Source organism: Geminocystis herdmanii PCC 6308, assembly GCF_000332235.1.
GTDB lineage: Bacteria > Cyanobacteriota > Cyanobacteriia > Cyanobacteriales > Cyanobacteriaceae > Geminocystis > Geminocystis herdmanii.
This window is the reverse complement of sequence record NZ_CM001775.1, coordinates 2,400,846-2,426,846: the sequence shown is the minus strand read 5'-3', so window position 1 is coordinate 2,426,846 and position 26,001 is coordinate 2,400,846. Positions and strand designations below refer to the sequence as shown.

At 34.5% G+C, this 26,001-nt stretch carries 23 protein-coding genes; 11 read left to right on the top strand and 12 right to left on the bottom strand.

Annotated features, from left to right (window positions below; translation table 11 throughout):
- Nucleotides 1–78: 78 nt before the first annotated feature.
- Nucleotides 79–459, bottom strand: coding sequence for a hypothetical protein (locus SYN6308_RS26075; RefSeq protein WP_449267228.1), 381 nt, complete (start codon nucleotides 457–459; stop codon nucleotides 79–81).
- Nucleotides 450–4,436, bottom strand: coding sequence for an FG-GAP-like repeat-containing protein (locus SYN6308_RS12040; protein ID WP_017294696.1), 3,987 nt, complete (start codon nucleotides 4,434–4,436; stop codon nucleotides 450–452). Before SYN6308_RS12040 ends, SYN6308_RS26075 begins: the two co-directional genes overlap by 10 nt.
- Before the next feature lie 303 nt (nucleotides 4,437–4,739).
- On the opposite strand from SYN6308_RS12040, the gene SYN6308_RS12035 reads away from it, so the two are divergent.
- A complete protein-coding gene (locus SYN6308_RS12035; protein WP_017294695.1) occupies nucleotides 4,740–5,381 on the top strand; it encodes a DUF3038 domain-containing protein in 642 nt (213 codons plus the stop codon).
- A 136-nt stretch (nucleotides 5,382–5,517) separates the two neighbouring features.
- Nucleotides 5,518–6,180 (top strand): DUF4335 domain-containing protein, encoded by a 663-nt coding sequence (locus SYN6308_RS12030; protein ID WP_040467234.1) that lies wholly within the window; start codon nucleotides 5,518–5,520, stop codon nucleotides 6,178–6,180.
- Between the two features lie 44 nt (nucleotides 6,181–6,224).
- On the opposite strand, the gene SYN6308_RS12025 is transcribed toward SYN6308_RS12030, so the two are convergent.
- The 3 genes from SYN6308_RS12025 to thrB form a co-directional block, all read right to left on the bottom strand.
- Nucleotides 6,225–7,277: a hemolysin family protein gene (locus SYN6308_RS12025; RefSeq protein WP_017294693.1), complete on the bottom strand. Its 1,053-nt coding sequence runs from the start codon at nucleotides 7,275–7,277 to the stop codon at nucleotides 6,225–6,227.
- Between the two features lie 101 nt (nucleotides 7,278–7,378).
- Nucleotides 7,379–7,897 (bottom strand): acetolactate synthase small subunit, encoded by a 519-nt coding sequence (ilvN, locus tag SYN6308_RS12020; protein ID WP_017294692.1) that lies wholly within the window; start codon nucleotides 7,895–7,897, stop codon nucleotides 7,379–7,381.
- A 190-nt stretch (nucleotides 7,898–8,087) separates the two neighbouring features.
- Nucleotides 8,088–8,996 carry a homoserine kinase gene (gene thrB, locus SYN6308_RS12010; protein ID WP_017294690.1) on the bottom strand — a complete coding sequence of 303 codons (909 nt, stop codon included), beginning with the start codon at nucleotides 8,994–8,996 and terminating at the stop codon, nucleotides 8,088–8,090.
- 192 nt (nucleotides 8,997–9,188) lie between these two features.
- Between thrB and SYN6308_RS12005 the strand changes: the two genes are divergently transcribed.
- From SYN6308_RS12005 to recF, 5 genes are all read left to right on the top strand, one after another.
- A complete protein-coding gene (locus SYN6308_RS12005) occupies nucleotides 9,189–10,403 on the top strand; it encodes an RNA-guided endonuclease InsQ/TnpB family protein (protein WP_017294689.1) in 1,215 nt (404 codons plus the stop codon).
- A gap of 292 nt (nucleotides 10,404–10,695) precedes the next feature.
- Entirely contained in the window at nucleotides 10,696–11,292 is a 597-nt protein-coding gene (locus tag SYN6308_RS12000; RefSeq protein ID WP_017294688.1) for a GNAT family N-acetyltransferase, read from the top strand.
- Nucleotides 11,293–11,294: 2 nt separating this feature from the next.
- Complete coding sequence (locus SYN6308_RS11995; RefSeq protein ID WP_017294687.1) at nucleotides 11,295–11,744, top strand: hypothetical protein; 450 nt, start codon at nucleotides 11,295–11,297, stop codon at nucleotides 11,742–11,744.
- Between the two features lie 426 nt (nucleotides 11,745–12,170).
- Nucleotides 12,171–13,037: an SHOCT domain-containing protein gene (locus tag SYN6308_RS11990; RefSeq protein ID WP_017294686.1), complete on the top strand. Its 867-nt coding sequence runs from the start codon at nucleotides 12,171–12,173 to the stop codon at nucleotides 13,035–13,037.
- Nucleotides 13,038–13,259: 222 nt separating this feature from the next.
- The gene (gene recF / locus SYN6308_RS11985) at nucleotides 13,260–14,396 is read left to right on the top strand and encodes a DNA replication/repair protein RecF (protein WP_017294685.1); all 1,137 of its coding nucleotides are present in this window, start codon (nucleotides 13,260–13,262) and stop codon (nucleotides 14,394–14,396) included.
- 45 nt (nucleotides 14,397–14,441) lie between these two features.
- On the opposite strand, the gene SYN6308_RS24890 is transcribed toward recF, so the two are convergent.
- The 3 genes from SYN6308_RS24890 to SYN6308_RS11965 all read right to left on the bottom strand — a co-directional run bounded on the left by SYN6308_RS24890 (nucleotide 14,442) and on the right by SYN6308_RS11965 (nucleotide 18,944).
- Nucleotides 14,442–14,606, bottom strand: a complete 165-nt coding sequence (locus tag SYN6308_RS24890; protein ID WP_017294684.1) for a hypothetical protein — start codon at nucleotides 14,604–14,606, stop codon at nucleotides 14,442–14,444.
- A 19-nt stretch (nucleotides 14,607–14,625) separates the two neighbouring features.
- Nucleotides 14,626–18,129, bottom strand: a complete 3,504-nt coding sequence (locus SYN6308_RS24275; protein WP_083879534.1) for an EAL domain-containing protein — start codon at nucleotides 18,127–18,129, stop codon at nucleotides 14,626–14,628.
- Between the two features lie 497 nt (nucleotides 18,130–18,626).
- A complete protein-coding gene (locus SYN6308_RS11965; RefSeq protein WP_017294681.1) occupies nucleotides 18,627–18,944 on the bottom strand; it encodes a hypothetical protein in 318 nt (105 codons plus the stop codon).
- Between the two features lie 58 nt (nucleotides 18,945–19,002).
- Here SYN6308_RS11965 and aat point away from each other — a divergent pair, with 58 nt between their 5' ends.
- Entirely contained in the window at nucleotides 19,003–19,593 is a 591-nt protein-coding gene (gene aat, locus SYN6308_RS11960; RefSeq protein WP_017294680.1) for a leucyl/phenylalanyl-tRNA--protein transferase, read from the top strand.
- Nucleotides 19,594–19,631: 38 nt separating this feature from the next.
- Here aat and SYN6308_RS11955 read toward each other — a convergent pair whose 3' ends face one another.
- The 3 genes from SYN6308_RS11955 to SYN6308_RS11945 all read right to left on the bottom strand — a co-directional run bounded on the left by SYN6308_RS11955 (nucleotide 19,632) and on the right by SYN6308_RS11945 (nucleotide 21,707).
- Nucleotides 19,632–19,835 carry a type II toxin-antitoxin system HicB family antitoxin gene (locus tag SYN6308_RS11955; RefSeq protein ID WP_017294679.1) on the bottom strand — a complete coding sequence of 68 codons (204 nt, stop codon included), beginning with the start codon at nucleotides 19,833–19,835 and terminating at the stop codon, nucleotides 19,632–19,634.
- An 87-nt stretch (nucleotides 19,836–19,922) separates the two neighbouring features.
- Entirely contained in the window at nucleotides 19,923–20,321 is a 399-nt protein-coding gene (gcvH, locus tag SYN6308_RS11950; protein ID WP_017294678.1) for a glycine cleavage system protein GcvH, read from the bottom strand.
- 255 nt (nucleotides 20,322–20,576) lie between these two features.
- A complete protein-coding gene (locus tag SYN6308_RS11945; protein WP_017294677.1) occupies nucleotides 20,577–21,707 on the bottom strand; it encodes a hypothetical protein in 1,131 nt (376 codons plus the stop codon).
- A 156-nt stretch (nucleotides 21,708–21,863) separates the two neighbouring features.
- On the opposite strand from SYN6308_RS11945, the gene SYN6308_RS11940 reads away from it, so the two are divergent.
- Together SYN6308_RS11940 and SYN6308_RS11935 are read left to right on the top strand one after the other, a co-directional pair.
- Nucleotides 21,864–22,778 (top strand): histone deacetylase family protein, encoded by a 915-nt coding sequence (locus SYN6308_RS11940; RefSeq protein WP_017294676.1) that lies wholly within the window; start codon nucleotides 21,864–21,866, stop codon nucleotides 22,776–22,778.
- 150 nt (nucleotides 22,779–22,928) lie between these two features.
- The gene (locus SYN6308_RS11935; RefSeq protein WP_017294675.1) at nucleotides 22,929–24,209 is read left to right on the top strand and encodes a TldD/PmbA family protein; all 1,281 of its coding nucleotides are present in this window, start codon (nucleotides 22,929–22,931) and stop codon (nucleotides 24,207–24,209) included.
- Nucleotides 24,210–24,630: 421 nt separating this feature from the next.
- Here SYN6308_RS11935 and SYN6308_RS11930 read toward each other — a convergent pair whose 3' ends face one another.
- Nucleotides 24,631–25,143 (bottom strand): YqeG family HAD IIIA-type phosphatase, encoded by a 513-nt coding sequence (locus tag SYN6308_RS11930; RefSeq protein ID WP_017294674.1) that lies wholly within the window; start codon nucleotides 25,141–25,143, stop codon nucleotides 24,631–24,633.
- Between the two features lie 207 nt (nucleotides 25,144–25,350).
- Here SYN6308_RS11930 and lepB point away from each other — a divergent pair, with 207 nt between their 5' ends.
- Nucleotides 25,351–25,965: a signal peptidase I gene (gene lepB, locus SYN6308_RS11925; RefSeq protein WP_017294673.1), complete on the top strand. Its 615-nt coding sequence runs from the start codon at nucleotides 25,351–25,353 to the stop codon at nucleotides 25,963–25,965.
- The last annotated feature ends 36 nt before the right edge of the window (nucleotides 25,966–26,001 follow it).

Sequence of the window (26,001 nt, the reverse complement as noted above, 5' to 3'; positions counted from 1 at the left end):
AATAGGAGAATTTTGAAAGATTTATACAGCTAAATAGGGTTTGCTCATGGGCATCAGAAGACTATTAAAATCAAAGGTTTAGATAGCCTCAAAAGCAATATCTTCTAAAGTGAAGTTGGGATAGTTTTGAGTAATAACATCTTTTTCCGCTTCTTTCACGAAGATATAACTACCCGGTTGAGTTTGGAAACGGTAAATCTCATTAGTTTGATCCGAATCTGCATCATAGGTATAAAACGCTAAACCTTCCTCCACAAAATTAGGATATTGTGTCAAGATAGTTTCACGTTCTTCTTGTCCTACATAAAGATATGCACCCGTTAACTCTTGATTGCGGAAACGATAGAAAGGAATTAACTCGTCATGGGCTTCAAAAGAAACTTTGAAGGCTTCTCCCTCCTCGATAAAGCCGTAACCATTGGCTAAGATACTTTCTCTTTCTTCTTCCCCTACATAAATAAGCGCACAATTCCACCAAATTCCTGCTGACGAGAGAATAAGTTTAATTCTCCATTAAAGGTAGTGACGCTAAAGGGAGAGAAGTTGTTATTAGAAGGTAAGAAGTTTTCTTGATAACGAAGGGTATCTAACCCTAAGGTAATAGGAGGATTGAGGGTGGCGTTGAGAAAATTTCTTCTTTGGGAGTTACCATAAACAATATTAACTCGTCCGTTGTTATTATTATTGGTACTGTTACCAAGAATTACATCGCTGTAACCATCGTTATTTAAGTCTCCTCCCGATGCGATCGCGTAGCGTGCCGTTGGCAGCGAACTTCCACTACCCAAAAGAATAGGACTTGAAGGCGATCGAGTTGCAGTATTTACGCCAAAGGAAACATAGGCTTCATTATTACTGTTTAAAATAATAACGTCTGCGAAACCATCACCATCTACATCGCCTCCTGATACCACTTGAGTAATAGTGAATCGTTGACTAGGATTAGTGCTTTGAGCGAAGTCTGCTAAAAGTCTTCCCTGAGTATCGTCGATCGTGAAACGGCGCTGCGCGATCGAACTCCGTAAATTTTGACCAATTTTAACCGCACCATCGGTAAAATCAACGTTATCAACTTGCTCTTGTTTGACTAACTGATTGTCAATGTAGAGAGAAGCAACGGGAGTTATAGGATTATTTTGGGCATCAACTCGATTATGTTGATAGGTTGCTACTACATGATACCAACGATTAGTCTGTAAGGCATTGCTACTAAGGGTTTTACCACCGATTTGATAATTTAAAACCCCTTGATTATTAGGATCGAGAAGATATAAGACTCCTTTGGGAATATTGTATTGTTGAGCCGTTGTATCATCACTTAATCCTAGTACATATTGACCGAGAATTTGACTTTGGGCAATAATCATTTCTCCCGTGAGGGAATCAAATTTGAGCCACGACTCAAAACTATAACCGTTTTGGAAATCTTCACCACTGACAGGAATAGCTAAATAACCACCACCTAAGAATTTTACTGCTGAATCTCGATCGCCTTTGGAGTTACGGGTGTTAAATAATGCCCCTTGTTGCCCAAATCGGAAGGGTAACGAATTATTTTTTCGTGAAGGATTAGCATAACTACCATTTCCTGATACCCCTTTTGTACCTAAGTTGGACGCAAAATCTTGTTCTGATTCATTGAGACGATAATAGTAAAGGGGATTATCTGCTAATACTGCTGAACTGTAATTGAGTTCGATCGAATCTGTCCAATAAAGAGCGGGTTGATTGCCGAAATTTTCTACAATAATTTTCTCGACATCTAAATCATTGCCTTGCGCTACGGTTTGGACACTATTCCATTTTTTACCATCCCAAGTGGTAGTATAAAGAGTCGATCGTTCAGTTTGATCATTTACCCAAGCTAATCTTAACGCCCCATTGGGGTCTAAGCCAAGGGTAGGAGTTCGATCGACTCCTCGATTGGAAACAATGACTTGGGGAGTACTCCAATTACTCCAACGAGAACCAGTGACAACAGAACGACTAGAAAGACTATAAACTAGATCGGTGCTTAATAAGGCTTCTCGAACATCATCGCTACTACTTTCAGGAGTAAGATTTTTACCGTCTTGCCCATAACTCCACACTACCATACGATTAATGGTATAGTTGCCACTGTCAAAATCCACTAGATCAGATTTAACAGGAGTTTGAGTTCGAGTATTGGTATAGAAAAACAACACCGTTGGCTCAAAATTAAATCCTTGAATGAGATTACCGTTTTCTACGTTGAGCGCACCGATATTTTGCCAACCGCCTCCCGAATCAAAAGTTGACACCATGACACGACTGACAACATCGGTTTGTGACTCAAGGGAAATATTGCTTTCTCTACCATCAGCAACCCACGCCAACAAAACATCTCCACTATCACTAAAAGCTAAAGCTGGAGGGCTATCATTAACTAAATCTTCAAATTTATCGGGCTTGATCTGCTCCGCTTTGGTGGCAACTGGAGTACCTGAATAAAGACTATCATCTCCTGTAGGGGGATTATAAGTGAAGGTTAGTTCATTATTATTATCATCTAAAGTCGCTAATTCTTCTTCGGTGGCGGTAACTTCTCCTGCTTGAGTGACTCTAGGATTTGACGATTTCAAAGGAACTTTTAAACTAGCACCGTAGGAAGCTGACCATTCAGGTTGCCATGCACCGATTTTACCTGAAAGTTTGGCGGAGGCTAAAAGATTGGCTATAAGAGATATTTCTGTGGATGGTTGAACTTTCCATTCAATGCCTCCCTCAAATTTTCCTCTACCTTCCACACTAGCATTAAAAGTATTGAACATGGCACTTCCTTGACCGCTTAATGCTAGTTCAGCACCTACTTTGATGGTTGCCCCCTGAAATCTATAATTAGAAATATCTCCAAATAGAGTAGTGGCGGTTTCTCCAAATCCGTAGCTATATAAAATAGTTGATAAGGTAGAAACGATGGCATCGCTCAAATAAGTTAGTTGAATGGCACGACTACCGTCAGTTCGATCGAACTTAAACAGAGAAGAAGGTAGTTTATCGCTTCCTTCGTTAGCAAATTTCAAAATATTGTTAAATTCGGAATACTTGGATAAAACTTCCGCTAACTTAGAACCCTGTACACTGGTATTTTTAATAACGATATTTCCGTCTTTATCTTTTTCCAGAAAAAGAGGAGGAGTAAGGGCTTTTCCCTTATTTTCCCAAGCTAAATCAAAGGATAAACTGTAATTAGGATTTGTGATCGTAACTGTTGCAGAAATAATTGAACCAGTGCCAATACCCGCAGGAGGAACATTATACTTAATGGCATAAACAGTGCCATATTCCATCGCAACGATGAAGTCAAATCCCGTATATTTGAGTTGTTGATCAAATTTCAGATCAAAAGAAACATCAAAACCAAAGGTATTTTGTACCGAAGCACTCAAAAGTTCGATCGGTTTATTCGCCGTGCCAACGGTGGCTTTATCCACTAAATTTTTAATTTGTGAATTATTGTTAAGATTTTTGGTTTTATTATCATTTTGTCCTCCTGAACCAACCCCAAAACTGGTACTAATGACATATTCAGTGGCTTTTGTCTGAAAATTATAACTTTCTGTACCTTCTATTTTTCCTCTTAATGCTAAATCTGGATTACTGCCGGGTAAAAATGATGGTAAAGATAATGAGCCACCAAATAACTTGACAAAATCATTTAGGTTGAGACTAAAAGAAGTGCCTCCCCCCAAGGGGGTATTTTTAATTAGAGATAACTCTGTGTTTTCCAAATCTGGTATAATTCCTGCCGTTTCGGTATTAATGCGCCCTGCGGTAGCCACCGCTTGAATTGTGGGGGGTAATGGTTCATAAACAGGGGCAACGGCTTCTTGAGTTTGAAACGTCACCGTTTGATTATTTTTGCCTTGAGTAACTAATTCTAATTGATTATTTCTTAGTTGCAGATTGAAAACTTGACTATAAATATCTGTATCGGCTTCAGGGTTATCCGCTTGTATTTTCTGAAAAGCAATGAGGATACCGGGAGGACGTTGTCTGCCTCCAGAGGCTATAGTTTCAGGGGTTAAAGCAATATCTAAATTTTGATGATTGATTCTATTTCCTTCTTCATCGATTTCTGGTAGGGTAATAGGTACGGTTTCAGACCATTCTATCTTTCCTTGATTGTTATACTTGCCAATAACGGCGAATAAGGAGTTACCTAGTTCACACACGGCAACCAATCCGGGGGCATATCGTGTTGCACCATTAGCATCTTGATAGGGGATAAATCTGCCTGTGAGTAGCTTTAAATTTTCTCCTGATATGGGGGTAATAGATTTGGCGTTATTCCATTGGTTTGTATCGTCATCAAATATACCGTGCCATAATTGCCCATTTTGTACCCATACTGCGTGTTCAACTCCATCGGCAGAAACTTCGATCGCAGCGTTAGCCCCATAAAGATTATCCATAGAGTTTACAAAAAATAGGTATCCTAACCAAAATAATTTTCTTGCCTAAAACATAAAGAAAGATAAAGGAATAATCGTTTTTACAGAAGGGATAAGAAAACCATAACTTTGTATTTAAATGGACGATAAGTTAATCTAGTTTTTGCTTTTGACAATGAATTGTATAATAAGGTATGGTTTTTGACTGAAACTAATTTTTGTGTAAAATTGAACATTTTTGTTATGATTTCATCATTAACGATGAGATTTAGTTAATAACTTTTAATTTTAAATTTTCAACGCTCAATTCTCAATTATTTCCTGATGACTCAATCTGCTTCTTTAATGCCTGAATCTAACTCTGAATTAATTACCGAAAATAAATCACAGCCTTCTATCCTGTTGACATTGCCAGATTTTCCCTTACCTGCCACCAGTGGCATGATGCGGTTACAGCAACATCTGGATTTACTGTTATTGGCGTTGGAAGCCTTGCAGTTAGGAGGTTCGGAATATATGTTAGCAACGGCGACAGAATTAGGGTTAAAGGATATTATCAAAAATCGTCTGAGTTTATGGCGTTTACGTTGTACTAATCCTTGGCGTAAATGTTATACAAGAGAGTCTTTAACTTTGACTCAAGCTAAAACAATGGTATTTATTACGGCAGAATGTGCTAAAAAATTTACTATTCCTTTGCGACAACTTCTCGTATCTGTACAGCAGATGAAAGATAAAGGAATGCCTTTAGAAAATAATTTTCGTCTTTCGGAATATTTTACGAGATTTCAGGCTCATTTTAAGAGTCGCATGAATCCTCGCCGTGCAAAAGTATCGGTTTATTTATCTTCTGGTGAGCAATTAAATGAATTGGCGTTATCTTTATTAGAGGAGTTATTATTTTGTACGGGAGTTAAGGGTAAGGAAAGATTTTGGATTAGTCTTTTTGATGGTGAAGTTAAGTAGAATTGAAAATTTTTACCATAAAATTAAGTTTGACAAACAAGTATCTTTGAGTAACTCTCAAGAAAGATAAAAAATATTAAAATTGAAGAAAAAAATTCCCCTAATTCCCCAATACCCAAATACCCTACTTTTAATTATGAGCCAAACGATCGAGCGACAATATATTTCTCCTAACTGTGTGTTATCATTACAGGGCTTTAGTGATGATAATGGTAATGATATAACTCCCGTAATGTCAGTTTTAACTCAAGCAAAATGTGAAATAGTCGGCATTTCTACCACTTTAAGCGGTGGTTTAATTTTTATTCAAAATTTGATGAAAGCCGTCAGCGCTTATTCTCAGGAGTTGTTAAGTGGGTTGAGTCATCAGGAAGAATCAAAGGGGGAAAGTGATTATATTTCTTTGTCTAAATTACCTGAAAAAAACCGTCATCTTTTGATTTGGCAGGAGAAAAAAGAGGATACCAGTAACAAATTAGAGATAGAATTAAGTACTATTCAACTGTTTGATTTATTGGATACGATCGATCAACTTTGTTTAGATAAATATACTTTACCTCAATTAGAAGATACCCTTCAACCTTTATCTTCTCGTCATCGTCAGGGGGAAATCTCGATCATCGAACAAAGTACACCTTTAACATTAGGGGTGGCTGGTTTAGCTTTAGCGACGATCGCACTATTTATGATTCCTAATCCTACCACGATCGAAGACCCCAACAAAGAATCAAAACCAACTCCCAATAGCCCAGAAGAAGTTATACCACCTACATCTATCCCACTCCCCAACGGGCAATAACATAACATCTCATTTATTCTTAATTCTTAATTCTTAATTTTTCATTATTGCCGATTACTTTCTTCAACACCTTTAGCGATTAAAAGTCTTTCTCTTTTTCTTTTCGCAATCTCTCGCAGACTGACAATTTTATCAGTTTCGTCCACAATATCCCCCGTTAAAACTTCCAAGACATCTTCTAAAGTGACTACCCCAGAAACCCCACCATATTCATCAATTACTACCATTAAATGTTGTCTAATTTCTTGGAAATCTTTTAATAATAAATCTGCTCTAATAGTTTCGGGTACAAAGTTTGCAGTACGGGTTAAATTAGCTATTTTTTCCTCTTGTTTTCCTTGAATAATTGCTGTTAATAATTCACTCTTAAAAGCAATACCAATGACATCGTCGATCGAATCTTGAACTACTAAAATTCGGGTATGTTCAGAATTAATTACAAAGTCTTGACAATCTTTTAAAATGGTATCTCCTTTTAAATAAGTAATGATAATTCTAGGGGTCATTATATCAGAAGCGGACAGATCATTTAAGTGAAAAACACGGTTAATCATTTCAGCTTCATCCGCTTCAATTACTCCTTCATGACTACCAATACTTGTTAATAATTTTATCTCCATTTCATTAGTAGTTGGTAACACTTTTCCTTGAGTTAAAGGTTCAGTTATTTTTTCCATTAACCACACTAAAGGACTTAAAATTAGAGTTAAAAATTGTACGGGTAAAGCTAAAAATAGAGCAAAATTATCTGCATATCTTTGTCCGATGGTTTTGGGTAATATTTCCCCAAAAATAATAATTAAAAAAGTTAATAAACCAGAAAAAAGGCCTATCCATCCACTACCTAAAATTTTACTAGCTAAACTCCCAATAATAATACTACCAACAATATTAAAAATATTATTTAAAATGACGATCGTAGCGATGGGGCGATTCATTTTTTTCTTAATTTTTAACAAAGCTAAAGCGGATGTTTTTTTTGATTGCGCCCACTGTTTAACTTTTATGTCTGATACCGTTAACAATACTGTTTCAGCAAAAGAACAAAAAGCCGAACCTAATAAAACTACAATCACGATCGAAAAAAGAGTTAACATAATAATTGGGTGAAAAATCCCCAGTTAGAAAAAATAAATTGATGAATTGAGTACTTAAAAACTATGTAATTGTTAATTATTAATTGTTAATTGTTAATTGATTATATTTTAGTTTCTAAAGATTTTAAATACTCAGTATTAACTCCCGATTCTCTGATTAAAGCAACCTTTCCAGTACGAGCAATTTCTTTAATACCAAATTTATTTAACATGGAAATAATTGCTACCATTTTACCTGGGTCTCCCACTACTTCTAAAGTTAAACTATCATCAGACATATCAACCACTCGTGCGCGGAAAATTTGAGCAATTTGTAGCACTTCTGCCCTAGTATTTACATTTGTGCTGACTTTAACTAACATTAATTCCCTTTCTACACAAGGAATTTGAGTAATATCAGTGACTTTAATTACATTAATTAATTTATGTAACTGTTTGGTGAGTTGTTCGATCGTATTTTCATCCCCCGGTACAACCATTGTAATCCGTGAAATATTACCTTGTTCTGTAGGTCCTACAGCCAAACTTTCAATATTAAAACCTCTACGGGCAAACAATCCCGCAATTCTAGTTAAAACTCCTGCTTCATCTTCTACTAATACAGAAATAGTATGCTTCATTGATATTTAGATTTTCGATAATTAACAATAAAAATTACATTAAAACTTATTTTCTGACTTGATTTTCTCGTCAGTCAAGTTTAAATTTAACCTCCCATTGTATCAAATTGTGAATAATGAATAGTGAATAGTTGATAGTGATTGATGTTCAACTTTCATTAATTTCTGATTCTCAATTTTCCATTCTCCATTATTCATTTTTGTTGAGAATAGCACCTTGAGTGTCGATAGCTAAACAACGAACATCGGCATTTACTCCCAAATTAAGCCATGTATTTTTTATGCCTGTGATGATATTTTCGGCTTGACGACTATGACATAATGCTAATAAAGTAGGTCCTGCTCCACTAATTACCATGCCATAACCGCCATTATCCATGACTGTTTGATAGATGTCATCGTAACCTTTGATTAAATTTTTGCGGTAGGGTTGATGTAATTTATCCTTTAAGGCTTCTTTTAACCATGTTTCGTTACCTGTTTCTAAGGCTTTGATGAGTAATCCTAGATGCGCAATATTATACACTGCGTCATGATAGCTTAATTGTTTTGGTAATACTGCTCTAGCAGATTCGGTGGAGAGTTCAAAATCGGGGATACCTACTATAAATTTAATGTCGGGATGGGATTCGATCGAAACAAATTGCCAATTATTTTTCTCCCCTACGGACAAGATACAATTACCTAAAAAACAAGGTACAACATTATCAGGATGTCCCTCCAGTTCGATCGCCATATCCATTAATTTCTCTTGGGGTTGCTGACGTTCACTGAAGTAATTAGCCGACAACAATCCAGCTACGATCGCAGTAGCCGAACTACCTAAACCTCTAGCAAGAGGAACACTAATCTTAATGTTGATGGCTACAGAAGGAGGATTTAAGCCCATTTCTCGATAAAAATAAAGGAAAGACTTATAAAGTAAATTATCCTCACTCAAAGTAATTTGTTGCGCACCATCTCCTGTTACCGTTAAAGAAGTTTTGTCACTTAAAGAAAATTCAAACTCATTATAAAGACTTAAAGCCGTACCAATACAGTCGAAACCAGAACCCAAATTAGCCGTAGTAGCAGGTACTTGAATAGAAATAGAACTCATAATAATTAATTTATAAAATTTAACTAAACAAAGAAAGAAGTCCCACGCTGAATTTTTCTACAAAAACGCCCACAAAATCAGCGTGGGATGAATTTCTTTGATCATAACAGAGTCCGATAGGACATTTCTTTCTCCAAAATCAAAATCTTATGCTAAGATGGTTTTTATCACCAACCAAGATTGTTAGTAAAGATGCACAAAGCAATAAAAGTAAGATTATACCCCACAAATGAACAAGCCCAAAAACTGAGTCAAGTTATGGGTTGTGCTAGATGGTGGTATAACTACGCTCTAAACTTGTGTAACGAAACCTATAAAGCAACTGGCAAAGGGTTGACTCAGATAGCTTTGAATAAGCATTTGCCGAAGCTCAAAAAAGAAGAAGATACACTTTGGTTGAAGGATTGCTATTCGCAAGTGTTGCAATCTGCGACTCTTAATCTTACCAAAGCATTCAGAAATTTTTTTGAAGGTAGAGCAAAATACCCTAAGTTCAAGTCCTATGGGGGAAAGCAGTCTTGCCAGTATCCCCAAAGTGTCTTGATCATAGATAATTGTTTGAAAATTCCACAGTTGGGGTTAGTCAAAGCCTCTATTCATCGGATATTTGAGGGAGAAATTAAGACTGTTACCGTAAGTAAAACCCCTACGGGAAAATACTTTGCGTCTATTCTCTTTGAAACTGAGCAAGATTTTCCTGAAGTAACTATTACGGGGAAAGTCTGTGGTATTGACTTGGGAATAAAAGACTTCGCCATAGTAAATGATGGTGAGAAAACCAGTAAATACGCCAATCCTAGGCAAATCAAAAAACATGAGAAAAACCTAGCACGAAAACAACAAAAATTAGCCCGTAAGAAAAAAGGCTCTAAAAATAGAGAAAGAGCATCGAAGCTAGTAGCTAAAGTCCACGAACATACAAGTAATGCCCGTCACGACTTCTTACATAAACTTTCCAGAAAGATTGTCAATGGCAATCAGGTAGTAGTCGTAGAGAAACTGAATATCAAGGGTATGGTTCGCAATCACTGTTTAGCCAAAGCTATATCTGATGTGGGATGGGGAACTTTCATCAATTACTTAGACTATAAACTCAAACTTCATGGTGGGTTATTACTCGAAATTGATCGATGGTTTCCTAGTTCTAAAACCTGTTCTAATTGCTTATATCAAATGTCAGAAATGCCGTTAGATGTAAGAGAATGGACTTGTCCTAGTTGTGGTACAGTCCACGATCGAGACGAGAATGCCAGTAAAAACATTAGGGCAGAAGGCATCAGAATTATACAGACGGATGGAATAGCCGTTTCTGCATCTGGAGGCACTGTAAGACCAAAGGGCGGACGCAAGTCCGTCTTGAGGCATGAGCCTGTGAAAGATGAAGCCTACACGATACCGTTAGGTTAGTGTAGGTAGTTCACGCACAAACCCATCTAAGTTTAATGGTGTTGACAGACAAAAGGCAACAAGTAATAACTAAGTTCGACATCAAATTATTGGTTAAGATAAGGTATCAGGTAAAAATAAGCTAAAAAAGTTGTTCAAATAAATTTACTACTATTAGGCATTATTAAATTATTAGACCTCTTACAAAATAAAATGTAAAATCTATTTTAGGGTGGAAAACATAAATTTCTTAACTTATTACTTCTTACTCATTACTCATTACTCGACTTCTGGAAGAAGTCTATTATTTCCTGTGCAATCTCTTTTTGATTCTCACCATGGCTTACCGCCTTCATCCTCTATCACTGAATCATTTACGACTTTAGTGCGTCTAGCCCATCTTGACGATATAAGCGAAATTGGAGATATTTTAACCCATAGTTTTAATCATTTTAACGATTGGAGTTTATGGATTTATCCTTTTTTGAAAATGGGTGTTTGTGAAGATTTGCGAAGTCGTTTACAAAAAGAGGAAAATTATTATTGTATTGTAGCTGAAAAAAAGACACAAAATTCCACTCAGCCCAAAGACAAAATTATTGGTAGTGTAGAATTGTCTTTGCGTACAGTTTACGGTTGGCAAGGAAGAAAAAAATATCCCTATATATCTAATTTAGCGGTGAGTAAAAATTATCGCCGTCAGGGGGTTGCATCTAAATTATTATGTAAATGTGAACAAATAGCGAAATATTTAGGATTTAATCAACTTTATCTTCACGTTTTAGCTGATAATAATATAGGACAGCAATTATATCTCAACAATGGTTATACTATTCATCAAGTAGAGACTGATTTGTATAGTTTATTTATCCCTAGTAAACGGCGTTTACTTTTAGTTAAATCAATTTGATCATGACTTTTGGCAATAATTCTACGGAAGATGATATTAATGATTTGTTGCAGGGGAGACGTTTACTACTAATTAATCCCAAAAAAAAGAATGGTTTAATCTTAATTAAAACCTATTATGCCGAATTTGCTGGACCGGGATCAATTGTTGGGGGTTGTTTCGATCGAGATTTGCAAAAAGTTATTCCTGTGGGTAAACTATCATTAATAGAACCATTAACATCTCAAGAAAGACAAAAAGGTTACTTAATTCGGCGACAATGGGTGAAACTAATTAAGCAAATCACTGATAATGCCATACCCCATGAAAGGGCGCAAGTAATTTTAAATCAATTTGAGCATTGGTTTGATGCTAACACAGCCAATCGAGTACCTGATGAAGTTTTTGCCTTAATTGTGGGAGTTTTACCTTCTACCATAACCAAAGCCAGAGATTTAGTCAATCGACTCTAGTTAACTCAGATATTGCATCTAGCCAAAAATTGACTGGTTAATGGGAGTAAAGAGTAAGAAGTAATGAGTAATGAGTATAAGAATTGACATTAAATATATTTAGCACAACTTTCCAAAAGTATCTCTACTTGTTTTAATCTTTGTTCTGACATATCATTTAATTAAGTGGTAAAAGTAATGGATACTTGCTCTATCCTTATCTTATATATTACCCCATATTTTTTTCAATCTTTTAAACGACTGAAACTATACCAGTGGTAAATAATTTCTGGACAATCCCCCTTTTATTCCCCCAAATTTGGGGGTTAGGGGGCGAAAATTTTATAACTGATTTAGGATTGCTATATTTAGCTCACATTTTGCGATAACGATAAAATATAATGATAACAGCGCAATTAGGTAATTAAATTATTAAGTATTAAAGTTATGGCAAAAAATTATTTCGTATATCAAAATAATCAAGATTTAGAAAGAATATATCGAGCGATTATTGTTTGGTTTAAAGCAAAACAATATGAAGTAGAAGGAATTGAAAAACAAGATATTTATTTGATTCAAGCACGAAAAACAGGCGCAATTAGAACATTATTAGGCACTAATTTAGCCTTTAAAATCCAGATTTATATTTCCCAAGATAAATTTACTAATCAAAGGGAATTTATCATTGAAACCAGTCGAGGAAAGTGGTTTCAAAATATCGCTGGAGCTGGTTTTGCTGGTATATTTACAGGAGGATTTACCGTTTTAACGGGGGTTGCCAATGCGGGTTGGGGTTTGGTTTTAGAAAATGAGTTATTATCCTATGTGGAAAATGACTTAAACTATAGTCGAATTAAAGCAGATATTGATAATATTAATCCCCCTAATATTGAAATCAAAAAACCAGATTTTTCTTATCAAAATAATGTTTTTAAAAATCCTAATCAAAAACAGATTATTGAGGAATTAGAAAAAGAAATTAATAAATTAGAGATAGCTTTTGGGGATGAAATCTTAACAGAAAGTGAATTTTTAAGGAAAAAAAATCTTCTGGAAAAACAAATAGATGATTATGAAGTTAATTTTCTCCTTGAAGATAAAATAAAAAAATTGCAAGATGCTTTTTCTCAAGGTATTTTAGATCAAGATGAGTATGAAGAAAAACTCCAAGAATTAGAATCTAATACTAGGGATAAAATTTTACAAGAAAGACGTTTGCAACGCAATAAAGATAAGATTTCAAAACTCAAGGAGGCTTTAGATAATGGTATTATTACTAAGCAAGAATATCAAGCAAAAATTTCTAATCTCTAAGGTCAAACTAGATCATAATATTAAATTATTTGTACAAAAATCAGTCATATAGCAGTCAGTTATGAGTTGTGAAAATTATCTTATCATCAAAGGCAAGAGGCAAAAGGCAAAAGGCAAGATTAGTCGTATCTTCGATATTTTTTCTAATAATTTATTTCTCACAAATGATTCCTGATTGCTATAGCAAATAATTATTCAACTATTTTTCTTTAAATTTTATTCATGTTTTTAAATAGTCTTAAACTAAGTTATTTTCGTAATTATATTGAAGAAGAAGTTATTTTTAATAGTAATAAAATTATTATATTAGGAGATAATGCCCAAGGAAAATCAAATTTATTAGAATCGATCGAACTCTTATCAACCTTAAAAAGTCATCGTACCAGTAGAGATCAAGACTTAGTGTATAAAGATCGAATTTATAGTAAAATTATAGCAAATATTAGTCGTAAATTTACTGATTATAACTTAGGCATTATGTTGCCCTTTAAAGGCAAAAGAGAACTAACAGTTAACCATGAAAAAGTTAGTAAAAATTTAGACTTTTTAGGAGTAGTTAATATGGTACTTTTTTCTAGTTTAGATATAGATTTAGTCAGAGGTTCACCCGAATATAGAAGGATTTGGGTTGATAATCTTTTAATTCAATTAGAACCAGTTTATTCTTATATTATTAAACAATATAACTTAGTCTTAAAACAAAGAAATGCTCTCTTAAAAAACTTTAAAAAATTAGGCATTAATAGCTATTATGAATTATCTCCTTCCCAAGAATTAGAGTTAAAATTATGGGATGATAAATTAATCGAAAATGGTTGTCGAGTCATGAGAAGAAGGGGGAGAGTTTTACAAAAATTAGAACCTTTTGCTAAATTTTGGCATACTCAAATAAGTGATAAAACTGAAAAATTAGACATTATTTATCTCCCTAATATTGCCTATAAAAAAGATGATATTGAGGAAATACACCACAATATTAAGCTACAAATTGAAGATAAGCGTAACTCAGAAATTTCGATCGCAACTACATTAGTAGGACCTCATCGAGACGAAATTGATTTTATCATCAACGATTCTACCGCTAGAAATTATGGCTCTCAAGGACAACAAAGAACATTGGTACTAGCTCTTAAATTAGCAGAATTGCAACTAATAGAGGAAGTAATTGGCGAACCTCCGTTGTTATTATTAGATGATGTAATGGCAGAATTAGACTTAAAACGACAACACCAATTATTAGATTCATTGGGAAATCGTTTTCAAACTTTTATTACCACGACTCACTTAAATTATTTTGACGATAAATTATTAAAAGAATCCCAAATTATTAAAATCGACAAAGGAAGAATTAAGAATTAAGAATTGAGAATTAAGAATTGAGAATTAACAATTAAGAATTAACAATTAAGAATTAACAATTATTAACTCCCCAATTCCCAAATTCCCCAACTCCCCAACTCCCCAACTCCCCAATTCCCTAACTCCCCAACTCCCCAACTCCCCAACTCCCCAATTCCCCAACTCCCCAACTCCCCAATTCCCTAACTCCCCAACTCCCCAACTCCCCAATTCCCCAATTCCCTATTCCTTACATACAACGGGGATAGTGGAAAAAATCAAAGGCATTTTCTGGGCATAAAGGGCGAGAAAATAAGTAACCTTGTCCTAGTTTACAGCCTATTTCTTCTAAGATGATCAGTTGTTCTTTGGTTTCAATTCCTTCGGCTACGACTTCTAAGCCTAAGTCTTGTGCTAAGGATAAAATGGCTTTGACTATTTTTACTTTATTGGGATTTTCTTCGAGATTAGCGGTAAAATATCGATCGAGCTTTAAACCGTGAATAGGTAATTTATGTAAATAGCTTAAACTAGAATATCCTGTACCAAAATCATCTATCCATAATTGCATTTTTCGATCGATTATTTGTTGTAAAATATCCACAGTAAATTCTTCTTGAAAAATACAACAACTTTCAGTAATTTCTAACTTAATATAGTTCGGATTTATCCCCGTTTCTTCGATGATTTCATCAATGATAGTTAAAAAGTTTTCCGTATTAAATTCTTGACAGGATAAATTAACACTAAGAATCGGTAAATCTTGATGATGGGGATTATATGTTGAGAGTTGATTATGCCATTTTGTTAACTGATGACAGGCTTGTTTTAAGATACTAAAACCCATAGGAATAATTAAGCCCGTTTGCTCGGCTAAATCAATAAATTGATTAGGAGTCATTAATCCTTTTTGGGGATGATTCCAACGAATTAAACTCTCAAATCCTTTAATTTTTCCGCTATAAATCTCCATTATTGGTTGATAATAAAGACAAAATTCTTCTTCAATTAAACCTTGTCTAATTTCATTTTCTAATTCCAATTCTTCTAAGGCTTCATTTTGCATTTGCCCTTGAAATACTTGATAATAACCCCGTTTTTGAGATTTTGCTTTGTATAAGGCAGTATCAGCATATTGTAAGACTTGGGCAGGGCTTAAATAGTTATATTCTTCAATATCAACGCTACTACTAAAAAATATACCCATACTTACCCCGCAGTATAATTGATGTTGATTAACCATAAAAGGAGGTTTAAAGGCGGAGTAGATGGTTTCTGCTAATTTCACCACATCTTTAATATCGGTGATTTCATCACACAAAATAGTAAATTCATCTCCCCCAAGTCTAGCAACAATGTCTTTTTCTCCTAGACAAGTTTGTAATCTTTCTCCGATGGCAACCAATAATAAGTCTCCTACTCCATGCCCTAAACTATCATTGACGGCTTTAAATCGATCGCAATCAAGGAATAAAACGCTAAACTGATACCCAGCATCAGAAAATTCTCTCAATTTATGAATACTGTTACTAAGATGTTGTAAGAAAAGAGTGCGATTAGGTAATTGAGTCAGATTGTCGTAAAAGGCTTGATGGTGTAATTTTTCTTGGGTTTCACGATATTTAGTCACATCTTCCACCGTACCTTCATAATAGAGTAAATCTCCATGACTATTTCTGACGGCACGGGCATTTTCGGAAATCCAAATAATCGTACCATCTCGACGATAAACTTGAGATTCAAAGTTAGTAATAGCTTCCTGTTGCTCTAATATTTGTTTAAATTCCTTTCTCCTGTCAGGTTGCACATATAAGCAATTGTCAATATCATTCAAATTTTGCATCAGTTGTAAGGGAGTATCATAGCCATAAATTTTAGCTAAGGCATTATTAGCGTTAAGATAATAACCATCGGCAGTGCTTTGAAAAATTCCTTCTATGGCATTCTCAAAAAAATGACGATAACGATTTTCAGCTTTATTTAAGGCTTCTTCCATGTGTTTTCGATCGCTGATGTCTGTAATCCAACCTTCGATACCTAATAATTTACCTTCTCGATTAAAAATACCTTTTCCTTTTTCCCACACCCATTTTTCTTGGTTATTTTTGGTAAAAATACGATATTCAATGGTATAGTTTTGGCGTTTTTCAAGGTTAGTTTTAATAACAATTAACACCTGCTGTAAATCGAGGGGATGAGTAAATTTTGCTAAGTCAATTTTTCCTTTAACTAATAATTCTGACACGGCATAACCTGTCAATTTTTCGCATCCTTGGCTAATATAATCTTTTGCCCAATGCTCATCACAAGCAATTCTAAAAAACATTCCTGAAGTGGAGTCAACAATAGTAGCTAATTGGCGTTGACTTTGATATAACTCTAATTCTATTTGTTTATGTTTAAATACTGTACCTAATTGAGAAGCAATGGTTTCCACTACTTGGAGTAAATTTTCATCGATGCTGAGACATTGACGACAGAAAAAGATTAAAATAGCAACTACTTCTTCTCCTGCTAAAACCGGCACTCCAAAAGCTGTTTTTAAGCCACATTTTTTAGCTAATTCTCGCCGTAAAAACCAATCTTCTTGGGTTATATCTTTTACCCATATAGCTTGTTTTTCTTTCCAAATATTACCGGGTAAACCGACGGAAGATTGAAAGAAAAAATTATAACTTTCTTTGGTAAAATCTGCTAAAGAAATTTTATCACTCGATTGATCGCAATCATGGCACACTTGTTCATTTTTTTCAGGAGCAAACCATGAGGTAGAATAATAAAAAAATTCCCCTTCACTATCAGGCAACCATGCTTCCCCAAAATCCCAGTCTGTTTCTTGACATACTTTTTGTAGGGTATAAAGTAGGGCAGTTTCAAAATCCACAGAAGTGGTAACGGCTTGGGTGATATTGAGTAATAAAGATTTTTCTTGTTCGATTTTTCTTTTCTCGGTAATATCTATTATTAATCCTTCTAAAAATAAGATTTCGCCTGTAGGAGAGTATATTCCCTGCCCTTGTTCCCATACCCACTTGACACCACCAGATTTATGGACTATTCTATATTCTAATTGGTACATGGTATGAGATGCTAAAGCTGTATTAACTTCTTGAGTTACAAATGCTCGATCGCACGGATAAATTAAATCTTGAAAACTAATCTTATTATTCTTGATAAAATCGATGGATTCATACCCCGTCAAATCCCAGCAATTTTGACTAATATACTCACAAGTCCATCTTTCATCAAGACGACAACGATAAACTACGGAAGGAAGGTTGTTAAGTAAAGAAGATAAATGAGATAATTCTGCGGTTAAATCGACGATCGATTTATGGGTAATAGGATGAAATATAGCGATGATCACTTTTTCTCCTTTCCACGTCACAATATTGAGAGATAAACTATATAAATCGTTAAATTGCCTATTTTCGATGGTGGAATTTTGAGGAATCAATAAGTAAGGATTTTCTGTGGCTAAGGCAAAAATTTGTTCAACGGTATAAGGCTTGATATAATTTTCGAGGGGATTATCTTCTAGGTTATGGTGGTAACTACTAAAGATTTGTTGAAAACTGGTATTACTATAAATTAATTTATGGGTATCCGTTTTCACTAAGGCAATGGGAATATTAATAGTATCTAAATCAATGGATGCTGAATCCAGATCACCACATAAATATATACATCGATCGAGGTAATTAAGAGACTTATGATAACTATTTAATTTTCGACTACTTAACATCCAGTTCATAAATACCCCATTGGTGAATAACTACAATAGTCTCATCTATATTATTTCTGACTTTTTTTGTTCTCGCCACCTTATAAATAATTCTACTCATTATTTGAGAAAAAAATGTTTATTTAGAGATAAATTTGATGTTCTTAGAATAAAGATAAGGGAAAATGCGTCTAGTATCTTTTGTTACGATTTAATGGAGAATGGAGAATTGAGAATTGAGAATGGAAAATGGAAAATTTTATCAAGTAAAACAAGTATCGTAAGTGAGTAGGCAAAATTAATTGTATGTTTACTTTATGAAAGGCAAAAGGCAAAAGGCAAGAGGCAACAAAGATGTAAGTTATTTTAATTAATTTTAAAATTCACAATCTATTTTGCATGAGTACTTAGATATGGAAGCCAACGGGGAAACTATCCCCGAATCCATAACAGAAAAAACTTAAAATCTCCCCAACACCCTAACACCCTAATACCCCTAATACCCTAACACCTGAACACCCTAACACTCAGACGAGATTAATACCACTGTTGAGAATTAAATCACTAACAGCATTGGCGATGGCAAACTCACTATAAAAACTTTTCTGAAAATCAAAAGACTGCATTTCAGTTACGATCGCAATCACCAGACAACCAAGATCATTTTCTCCCTCCAGTCTTTGACGAATAAAAATTTGAGAGGCACGGAAGGCGATCGTATCGTTGATTATTTCGGGGATAAATTCTTCATTCAACCATTGGCGTAAAGCGGATTCTAACCACTGTCGTTCTAATTCTGGATTTTGTATTGGGGGTAAGACAATAGGAGGAATGGGTTGAGACATGATTTAATATTATATAGGTTTCCTTTATTTGAAATTATATATATTTAGTCCATTATTTATGATAGATATTCCGTCTATTATTCAAGGTTATGCCCACGGTAATTTTTTAATGGCTGACGATTATCAGCAGTTGGGATGGTATTCTAGTAACCAAAGAACTTTAATTCCTCTGGACGATCGATTTCGTTACCCTAAATCTCTACAACGGGTATTAAATAAAAATACTTTTTCTGTAGCAATCAATCGAGATTTTTTAGGAGTTTGTCAGGGTTGCGCCCATCGAGATACCACTTGGATTTCATCGGAATTAATCGACATTTATCTACAATTGAATCAAGCGGGGTGGGCTTATAGTTTTGAAACATGGCAAGATGATAAATTAGCAGGAGGTATCTTAGGTATTGTGATTAGAGGAGCATTTATTGGGGAATCGATGTTTTTTAATATTCCTAATGCTTCTAAGGTGGCGATGGTTAAATTAGTAGAACATCTTCGATCGAACAACTTTGTATTATTTGATGCTCAAATGCAAAATCCCCATTTAGAAAGATTTGGTTCTTATATCATCGACAATAGAGAGTATATGAAATTGTTAACTCAAGCTCTGGATAATCAGTGTAATTTTATTGATGAGGATAGAAAATATTAGTAAAAATCTCTTTATTTTTCATCTTCTTATCAGTTATTTTATACCTTTGAGACGATCGAATAATTTTTTAAATAAGGATTAAGATTTTCTGGTTCATCTTCTGCATACAAACTTATTACTTCTTGAAGATTTTCTAAAACTTCTTCAATGGTTTCTCCTTGGGTATAGCATCCTTGAAGAATTGGTACTTCTGCCCAATATCCACCCTCTTCGGCAGTATGAATTATTGCTTTAATTTTCATCTTTTTAACAGTTGTATTATATCTTTGAGTCGATCGAATTGTCGATAGAGACATAAAATTTTACGTCTCTACAAAGGTTTTCTGTTTTTAGTCTTCTTCAGGTTCAACTAAGGATTTATACTCATCCGCCGATAAAGTATCTTCTAAGTCATCATCAGGATTATCTAGTCTAACCTTTATAAACCAACCCTCCCCATAGGGATCATCTACGATCGATTCTGGAGATTCAATTAACATTTCATTACGATCGATTACTGTACCCGATACAGGAGAATAAATTTCCGACACCGCCTTAACCGATTCTACAGTACCAATATTATCCTCAACACCAATGGCATCTCCCAATTCTGGTAACTCCAAAAAAACAATATCTCCTAATTCCTCAATAGCAAAAGCAGTAATGCCCACCGTAGCGATTTCACCGTCTAAACGAACATACTCATGAGAATCAAGGTATCTTAAATCATCAGGATATTCTAAGCTCATATTTGATCATTTTTTAATAGATTTATCCATAATTATTCATGATTTTAGGAAAATTGACAACAAGAAAGAATGGAGAATGGAGAATGGAGAATGGAGAATTGAGAATGGAGAATGGAGAATTGAGAGTGAATAGTGCCTAGGGTTTTTAATTAATCAATTATTAAAAATATTATAAAAAGTCTCTCCTCCCCTGAGGGCGAAAGATTATAAAAAGTCTCCCTTGAAAAAGGTGGATTTAGGGAGATTCAGAAACTTTTAAAACAACTTCTTAAACTGATGAGCAAAACTATCCAAATTATGAAAATCAGTATAGGCTTTTTGCATAATTTTTAATTTTTTTTTCGTTTCCTCACAATTAATAATATACTTAATTTTTTCCCATACTTGTTGAGGATTATCCCAATTAATAATTAATTCATCTAAGCCAAATTTTAATAATTCTTTTGCCATCCATGTATCTTTAGTTGTTAGGGGAATATTTCCCGCAATAATTGCTTCAGTAAAAACTCCTGATGTTCTTTCTTCATAAGCGATCGAATCATAAGGAATTAACATAATATCAGTTTTTGTTAACCAATATTCATAATCTTCACGGGGTAAATTATCTTCTGTAAAAATTACCTTTACCCCCTGATTAACCATGTTTAAATCAGCACTTTTAGACGCAACCAAAATAAAATTATCCCCTAAAGGAGTGACACATTCAGCTAATTGTTTAATAATATTCCAGCCTTTTTCTTCCCTAGGAGGACCTGCCCACCAACAAATGATATGATCATTTTTATTAGGAGATTTTGTCACAAAATCTGTATGAGGAATCGGCATGACTGTAAAAGGTTCGTCAAAATATTTAGTCATGGAATTAGCTAATAATTCACTATCACTAAACAAAGCAAAATGCCCAGATTTTACAGTTTTTTTTAATAGTTTATTGAGTAATTTATAGAAAAACTTTGTTTTATGTTGATGAAAATTATGTCGATATAAAACCCAAATATATAAGTTATCTTTAGGTAAAAATAACACCGCTAACCAAAGAGCAAATAACTGCAAATGAATAAATCTTTCAATAAAAATAATGTTCGATCGAGAGGAGTTATTTTGAGATAATTTACTGTTTAAATAGTTTAAGATCGATCGAGCAAAAATAATAATTTGTTGTAACTTATAAAAAAAACTAGCCTCATTTTCTAACTGATTTCCCCTTAAAACTCCATACCAATTTTCTGGTAAGATAGGTAAATTAGCTTCAGGAGAATAGATAACCTCATGAGACCAATTTAAAATTTTTGTAGCTTTATTAATAGAAATATGATAAGGAATAATATGACCTTCTCCCCCCATTAAATTAGGTATTAAAGAAATAAATTTAGGATAATTTTTCATAGTTAATAGATAATATAGTATTCCTATATCAGTTGTAAGAAAATAGTGAGGTAACATCCCCTGAATTGGGGGTTAGGGGGCAAAAATTCTCACGAATCATTTAGGATTGGTATAGATAGTTAATCATAAAAAAATTTTGCCCTCTCATTTTTATCCATGAGTTTACCCGTTGTCTATCATCCTAATTATGTCACTCCCTTGCCCGAAGAACATCGTTTTCCCATGCCAAAGTTTAAACTATTACATGAATTGTTACTCAAAGACGGCATAATCACTCCTCAATCTACCTATACCCCTGAGATTGCCAGTAATGATATTTTACAATTAGTTCACACTAGGGATTATGTCGAAAACTTTTGCAATGGTACATTAGAACCTAAAAAACAAAGAAGAATCGGTTTGCCTTGGAGTGAAGGCTTAATAAAACGCACCTGTACCGCCGTAGGAGGCACACTATTAACCGTAAAATTAGCTTTACAGCAGGGGATATGTTTTAACACCGCAGGAGGCACTCATCACGCTTTTCCTGATTATGGTTCAGGTTTTTGTATTTTTAATGATTTAGCCATCGCATCTCGTTATTTATTACAAGAAAGATTAGTGAAAAAAATTTTGATAGTGGATTTAGACGTACATCAAGGAGATGGTACAGCCTTTATTTTCGCACAGGACGATCGAGTTTTCACTTTTTCCATGCACTGTGAAGCCAACTTTCCCTATCGTAAACAAAACAGCGATGTCGATGTCGCCTTACCCATCGGCTTAGATGATGACGGTTATCTACAAATTTTGGCTAGTTATCTTCCCGATTTACTTACCCAAGTGAAACCTGATATTGTTTTATATGATGCTGGTGTAGATACCCATGTAGGCGATCGACTAGGAAAATTATGTTTAACGGATACAGGAATATATCGCCGAGAAATGCAGGTTATTAGTACTTGTTTAGCCTATGGTTATCCCATCGCCGCCGTTATTGGCGGTGGTTATAGCCGTAACTTAAACGAATTAGTTTATCGTCATTCACTGTTACATCGTGCAGGTTTTGCCTGTTTTAAAAAAAATCTCTAAAAGTTTGTAGTGATGACTTTAGTCATTATACCTTTGCTGTAATCAAGAGAATGAGGGTTAAAACCCTTGCTATAAACTTCTTTTATCAAGGACTATCCAAACTTAATATAAGATAAAGCTAAATAATGTTTAGAGTAGTTTATTTTTTATATGTTAGCAGAAGAATTATTGGCATTAACTCTCAAAAAAGGCATTCATGATGCAGAAGTGTATCAAGTAAATTCCTACTCTCGCCCTCTTTCTTTTGAAGCTAATCGTTTAAAACAAATTGAAAGCTCTCAAACTACTGGTATCGCCTTGAGATTGTGGCATAATAGTCGCCCCGGTTTAGTGGTTGCCTACGGAGATTTTAATGGAGATGATTTAATTGCTAAAGCCAAGGCTATTTCTGAATTAAACGAACCTGAGCAACCTCTTTTAAACGATCGAGCCAAATTAATCTATCCTAATTCTACCTCAGAACCAGATATTAAATCCTTGATTGCTCAAGGGAAAAATTCGATCGAGCATATTACAGAAAAATATCCCGAAGTAATTGTAAATCTTGACATAGAATGGGAAACCGAAACCACCACCCTAGTTAACTCTCGTGGTTTATACTGCCAACAAACCGACAATAGTTATTCAGCTTCATTAGGAGTAGAATTAGTCAGAGACGAAGACTTTTTAGGCATTTATGACGGCATCTATAGCCATGAAACCCTTGATTTGACGACAATGATTAAGACAGTTTTACAGAAAATACAATGGGCGCAGAAAAATATCACCGTAAATAGTGGAAAAATGCCCGTCTTATTTACCCCTAATGCCGTCGTCACCCTCTGGGAAACCGTTACAGAAGCCTTAAACGGCAAGAAAATCCTCGATAAATCATCCCCTTGGAGTCAATCCCAAGGAAAACAAGTTATCGCCTCCTGTCTCAATCTCCGTCAGCAACCCGACTTACAACCCTATAATTGTCCATTTGACGATGAAGGTACAATTTCGCAACCCTTCTCACTCATTGAAAACGGTATCTTGAAGAATTTTTACACCGACAAAAAAACCGCCCAAAAATTAAATATTGCCAATACAGGTAACGGATTTCGTCCAAGTTTAGGTAGTTATCCTACCCCTGACTTAATTAATCTTGTCATCGATGAAGGTAATTTTTCCTTTGAGGAGTTAATCAAAAATATGGGAGATGGCATCATTATTGATCAAATTTTAGGGGAAGGTGCGGATATTTCGGGGGATTTTTCTTTCAATATCGACTTGGGTTATCGAGTCAAACAAGGAGAAATCATCGGTAGAATTAAAGACACCATGACGGCTGGAAATGTTTATGATGCCTTACTCGATGTTAACTTATTAGGGTTCGATCGAGCTTGGAGTGGTTCGTGTTATACACCCTCGATCGTTATCGGTAATCTTTCAGTCACGGCAGAATAGGAGACAGGTGGACAGGTGGACAGGTGGACAGGTGGACAGGTGGACAGGTGGACAGGTGGACAGGAAGACAGGGAGATAATTAATTGTTAATTGTTAATTCTTAATTGTTAATTCTTAATTCTTAATTCTTAATTGTTAATTCTTAATTCTTAATTCTTAATTCTTAATTCTTAATTCTCCATTCTCCATTCTCCATTCTCCATTCTCCATTCTCCATTAATTAAAAAAGGCTTCCCATAAATTATGAGAAGCCCTCGGTTTTTTATATGTATTTATTTATGCTTAAGGTCTTTATATAAGCTGACCCCAATTTATCTGAAAACTATAATCACATATTTTTTAAATTTTATTTAGTTTCTTAATATTTTCTTTAGATTTTCGTTAATAAATGTTACAAACTATTGCGAAATATTAACTAACCTTAAGTTTTGTAAACAGAAACCCCCAGTTTTTGAGATAACCACACCTCAAAATTTCTCAGGGAGATTAATTTGTCTTGAGATGATACCATCGGTTCAACAAAAATGGTAAACATCCCTAGCCGATTACCAACTAAAACATCTGTAAACAGTCGATCGCCCACCATAGCAATTTGTTCAATGGGATGATTCATGGCTTCTACAGCTTGTCGAAGTTTACGGCGAGAAGGTTTCGCCGCCCCAAAAATAAACGGTAAATCTAACCTAGAAGCGATCGATCGAATACGATTTTCACTAAGATTATTACTAACTAACCATAAATCAACTATCGGGCGCACATCATTAACCCAGTTAATCAATTCAGAAGATAACTGTTTTTCATTCCAAGGTATTAGAGTTTCATCGACATCTAACACCAACCCTTTCAAATTATATTTTTGAATCAAACTAGGAGTAAGATGAATAACCACATCTCCTAAAACTAAATCAGGTTGTAATATTTTTGCCCTAGACATGATAGTGAATAATTAATAGTGGATAGTGGATAGTTGATAGTGGATAGGGAAAATATTTTTAATTTAATCGTCTCAATTTTTCATTCCACCTTCGACCTTCTCCATTTTCCATTTTCTATTCTCTATTGTCAATTATTGAGTCTATCAGTCATTGAATGTTTAAGTTAAACTAAATAAATAAAGATAAATTAATATCAAAAAACAACTATGAGTGAAAAATTGCAAAAAGAATCATTGCAAAATACTACAAATGAAAAAGGGTATATTAGATTAGAAGTAATAAAAGAATTTGCACAAACCATCGCTATGGCGGCGGTTTTATCTTTTGGTATTCGTACTTTTGTCGCCGAAGCTCGATACATTCCTTCTTCTTCCATGGAGCCTACACTACAAATAAACGATCGTCTTATTATAGAAAAAATGACCTATCGTTTTCAACAACCAAAACGAGGAGATGTCGTGGTCTTTTCAGCTACAGAGGCATTGCAGAAAGAGGGTTATAACGATGATTTTATTAAAAGAATAATCGGTTTACCCAAAGATGAAGTCATGGTGCGTAATGGTAAAGTTACAGTTAATGGTGAGATAATCCGGGAGAAATATATTGCGGAAGCACCACAATATGATTTTGGACCTGTGACTGTACCCGAAGGAGAATATTTAGTTTTAGGAGACAATCGTAATAATAGCTATGATTCTCATTATTGGGGTTTTGTGCCACGAGACAAATTTATCGGTCGTGCCTCCCTTCGTTTTTGGCCTCCTGAAAGAATGGGAATCCTTGATGAAAAACCAGTTTACGCCGATACTATTAATCCGTAAAAAGAGAGTTAAAACCTTGTAAGGGTTGAATATTTA

Excerpts from the sequence above, each read along its gene's own strand:
- SYN6308_RS12040 (WP_017294696.1), bottom strand. The coding sequence starts at position 4,436 with ATGGATAATCTTTATGGGGCTAACGCTGCGATCGAAGTTTCTGCCGAT.
- lepB (WP_017294673.1), top strand. The coding sequence starts at position 25,351 with ATGAGTGAAAAATTGCAAAAAGAATCATTGCAAAATACTACAAATGAA.
- SYN6308_RS12035 (WP_017294695.1), top strand. The coding sequence starts at position 4,740 with ATGACTCAATCTGCTTCTTTAATGCCTGAATCTAACTCTGAATTAATT.
- SYN6308_RS11955 (WP_017294679.1), bottom strand. The coding sequence starts at position 19,835 with ATGAAAATTAAAGCAATAATTCATACTGCCGAAGAGGGTGGATATTGG.
- SYN6308_RS12005 (WP_017294689.1), top strand. The coding sequence starts at position 9,189 with ATGCACAAAGCAATAAAAGTAAGATTATACCCCACAAATGAACAAGCC.
- SYN6308_RS11940 (WP_017294676.1), top strand. The coding sequence starts at position 21,864 with ATGAGTTTACCCGTTGTCTATCATCCTAATTATGTCACTCCCTTGCCC.
- aat (WP_017294680.1), top strand. The coding sequence starts at position 19,003 with ATGATAGATATTCCGTCTATTATTCAAGGTTATGCCCACGGTAATTTT.
- SYN6308_RS11930 (WP_017294674.1), bottom strand. The coding sequence starts at position 25,143 with ATGTCTAGGGCAAAAATATTACAACCTGATTTAGTTTTAGGAGATGTG.
- SYN6308_RS11935 (WP_017294675.1), top strand. The coding sequence starts at position 22,929 with ATGTTAGCAGAAGAATTATTGGCATTAACTCTCAAAAAAGGCATTCAT.
- SYN6308_RS11965 (WP_017294681.1), bottom strand. The coding sequence starts at position 18,944 with ATGTCTCAACCCATTCCTCCTATTGTCTTACCCCCAATACAAAATCCA.
- SYN6308_RS11990 (WP_017294686.1), top strand. The coding sequence starts at position 12,171 with ATGGCAAAAAATTATTTCGTATATCAAAATAATCAAGATTTAGAAAGA.
- SYN6308_RS11945 (WP_017294677.1), bottom strand. The coding sequence starts at position 21,707 with ATGAAAAATTATCCTAAATTTATTTCTTTAATACCTAATTTAATGGGG.
- SYN6308_RS12025 (WP_017294693.1), bottom strand. The coding sequence starts at position 7,277 with ATGTTAACTCTTTTTTCGATCGTGATTGTAGTTTTATTAGGTTCGGCT.
- recF (WP_017294685.1), top strand. The coding sequence starts at position 13,260 with ATGTTTTTAAATAGTCTTAAACTAAGTTATTTTCGTAATTATATTGAA.
- SYN6308_RS11995 (WP_017294687.1), top strand. The coding sequence starts at position 11,295 with ATGACTTTTGGCAATAATTCTACGGAAGATGATATTAATGATTTGTTG.
- SYN6308_RS12030 (WP_040467234.1), top strand. The coding sequence starts at position 5,518 with ATGAGCCAAACGATCGAGCGACAATATATTTCTCCTAACTGTGTGTTA.
- ilvN (WP_017294692.1), bottom strand. The coding sequence starts at position 7,897 with ATGAAGCATACTATTTCTGTATTAGTAGAAGATGAAGCAGGAGTTTTA.
- gcvH (WP_017294678.1), bottom strand. The coding sequence starts at position 20,321 with ATGAGCTTAGAATATCCTGATGATTTAAGATACCTTGATTCTCATGAG.
- thrB (WP_017294690.1), bottom strand. The coding sequence starts at position 8,996 with ATGAGTTCTATTTCTATTCAAGTACCTGCTACTACGGCTAATTTGGGT.
- SYN6308_RS24275 (WP_083879534.1), bottom strand. The coding sequence starts at position 18,129 with ATGAACTGGATGTTAAGTAGTCGAAAATTAAATAGTTATCATAAGTCT.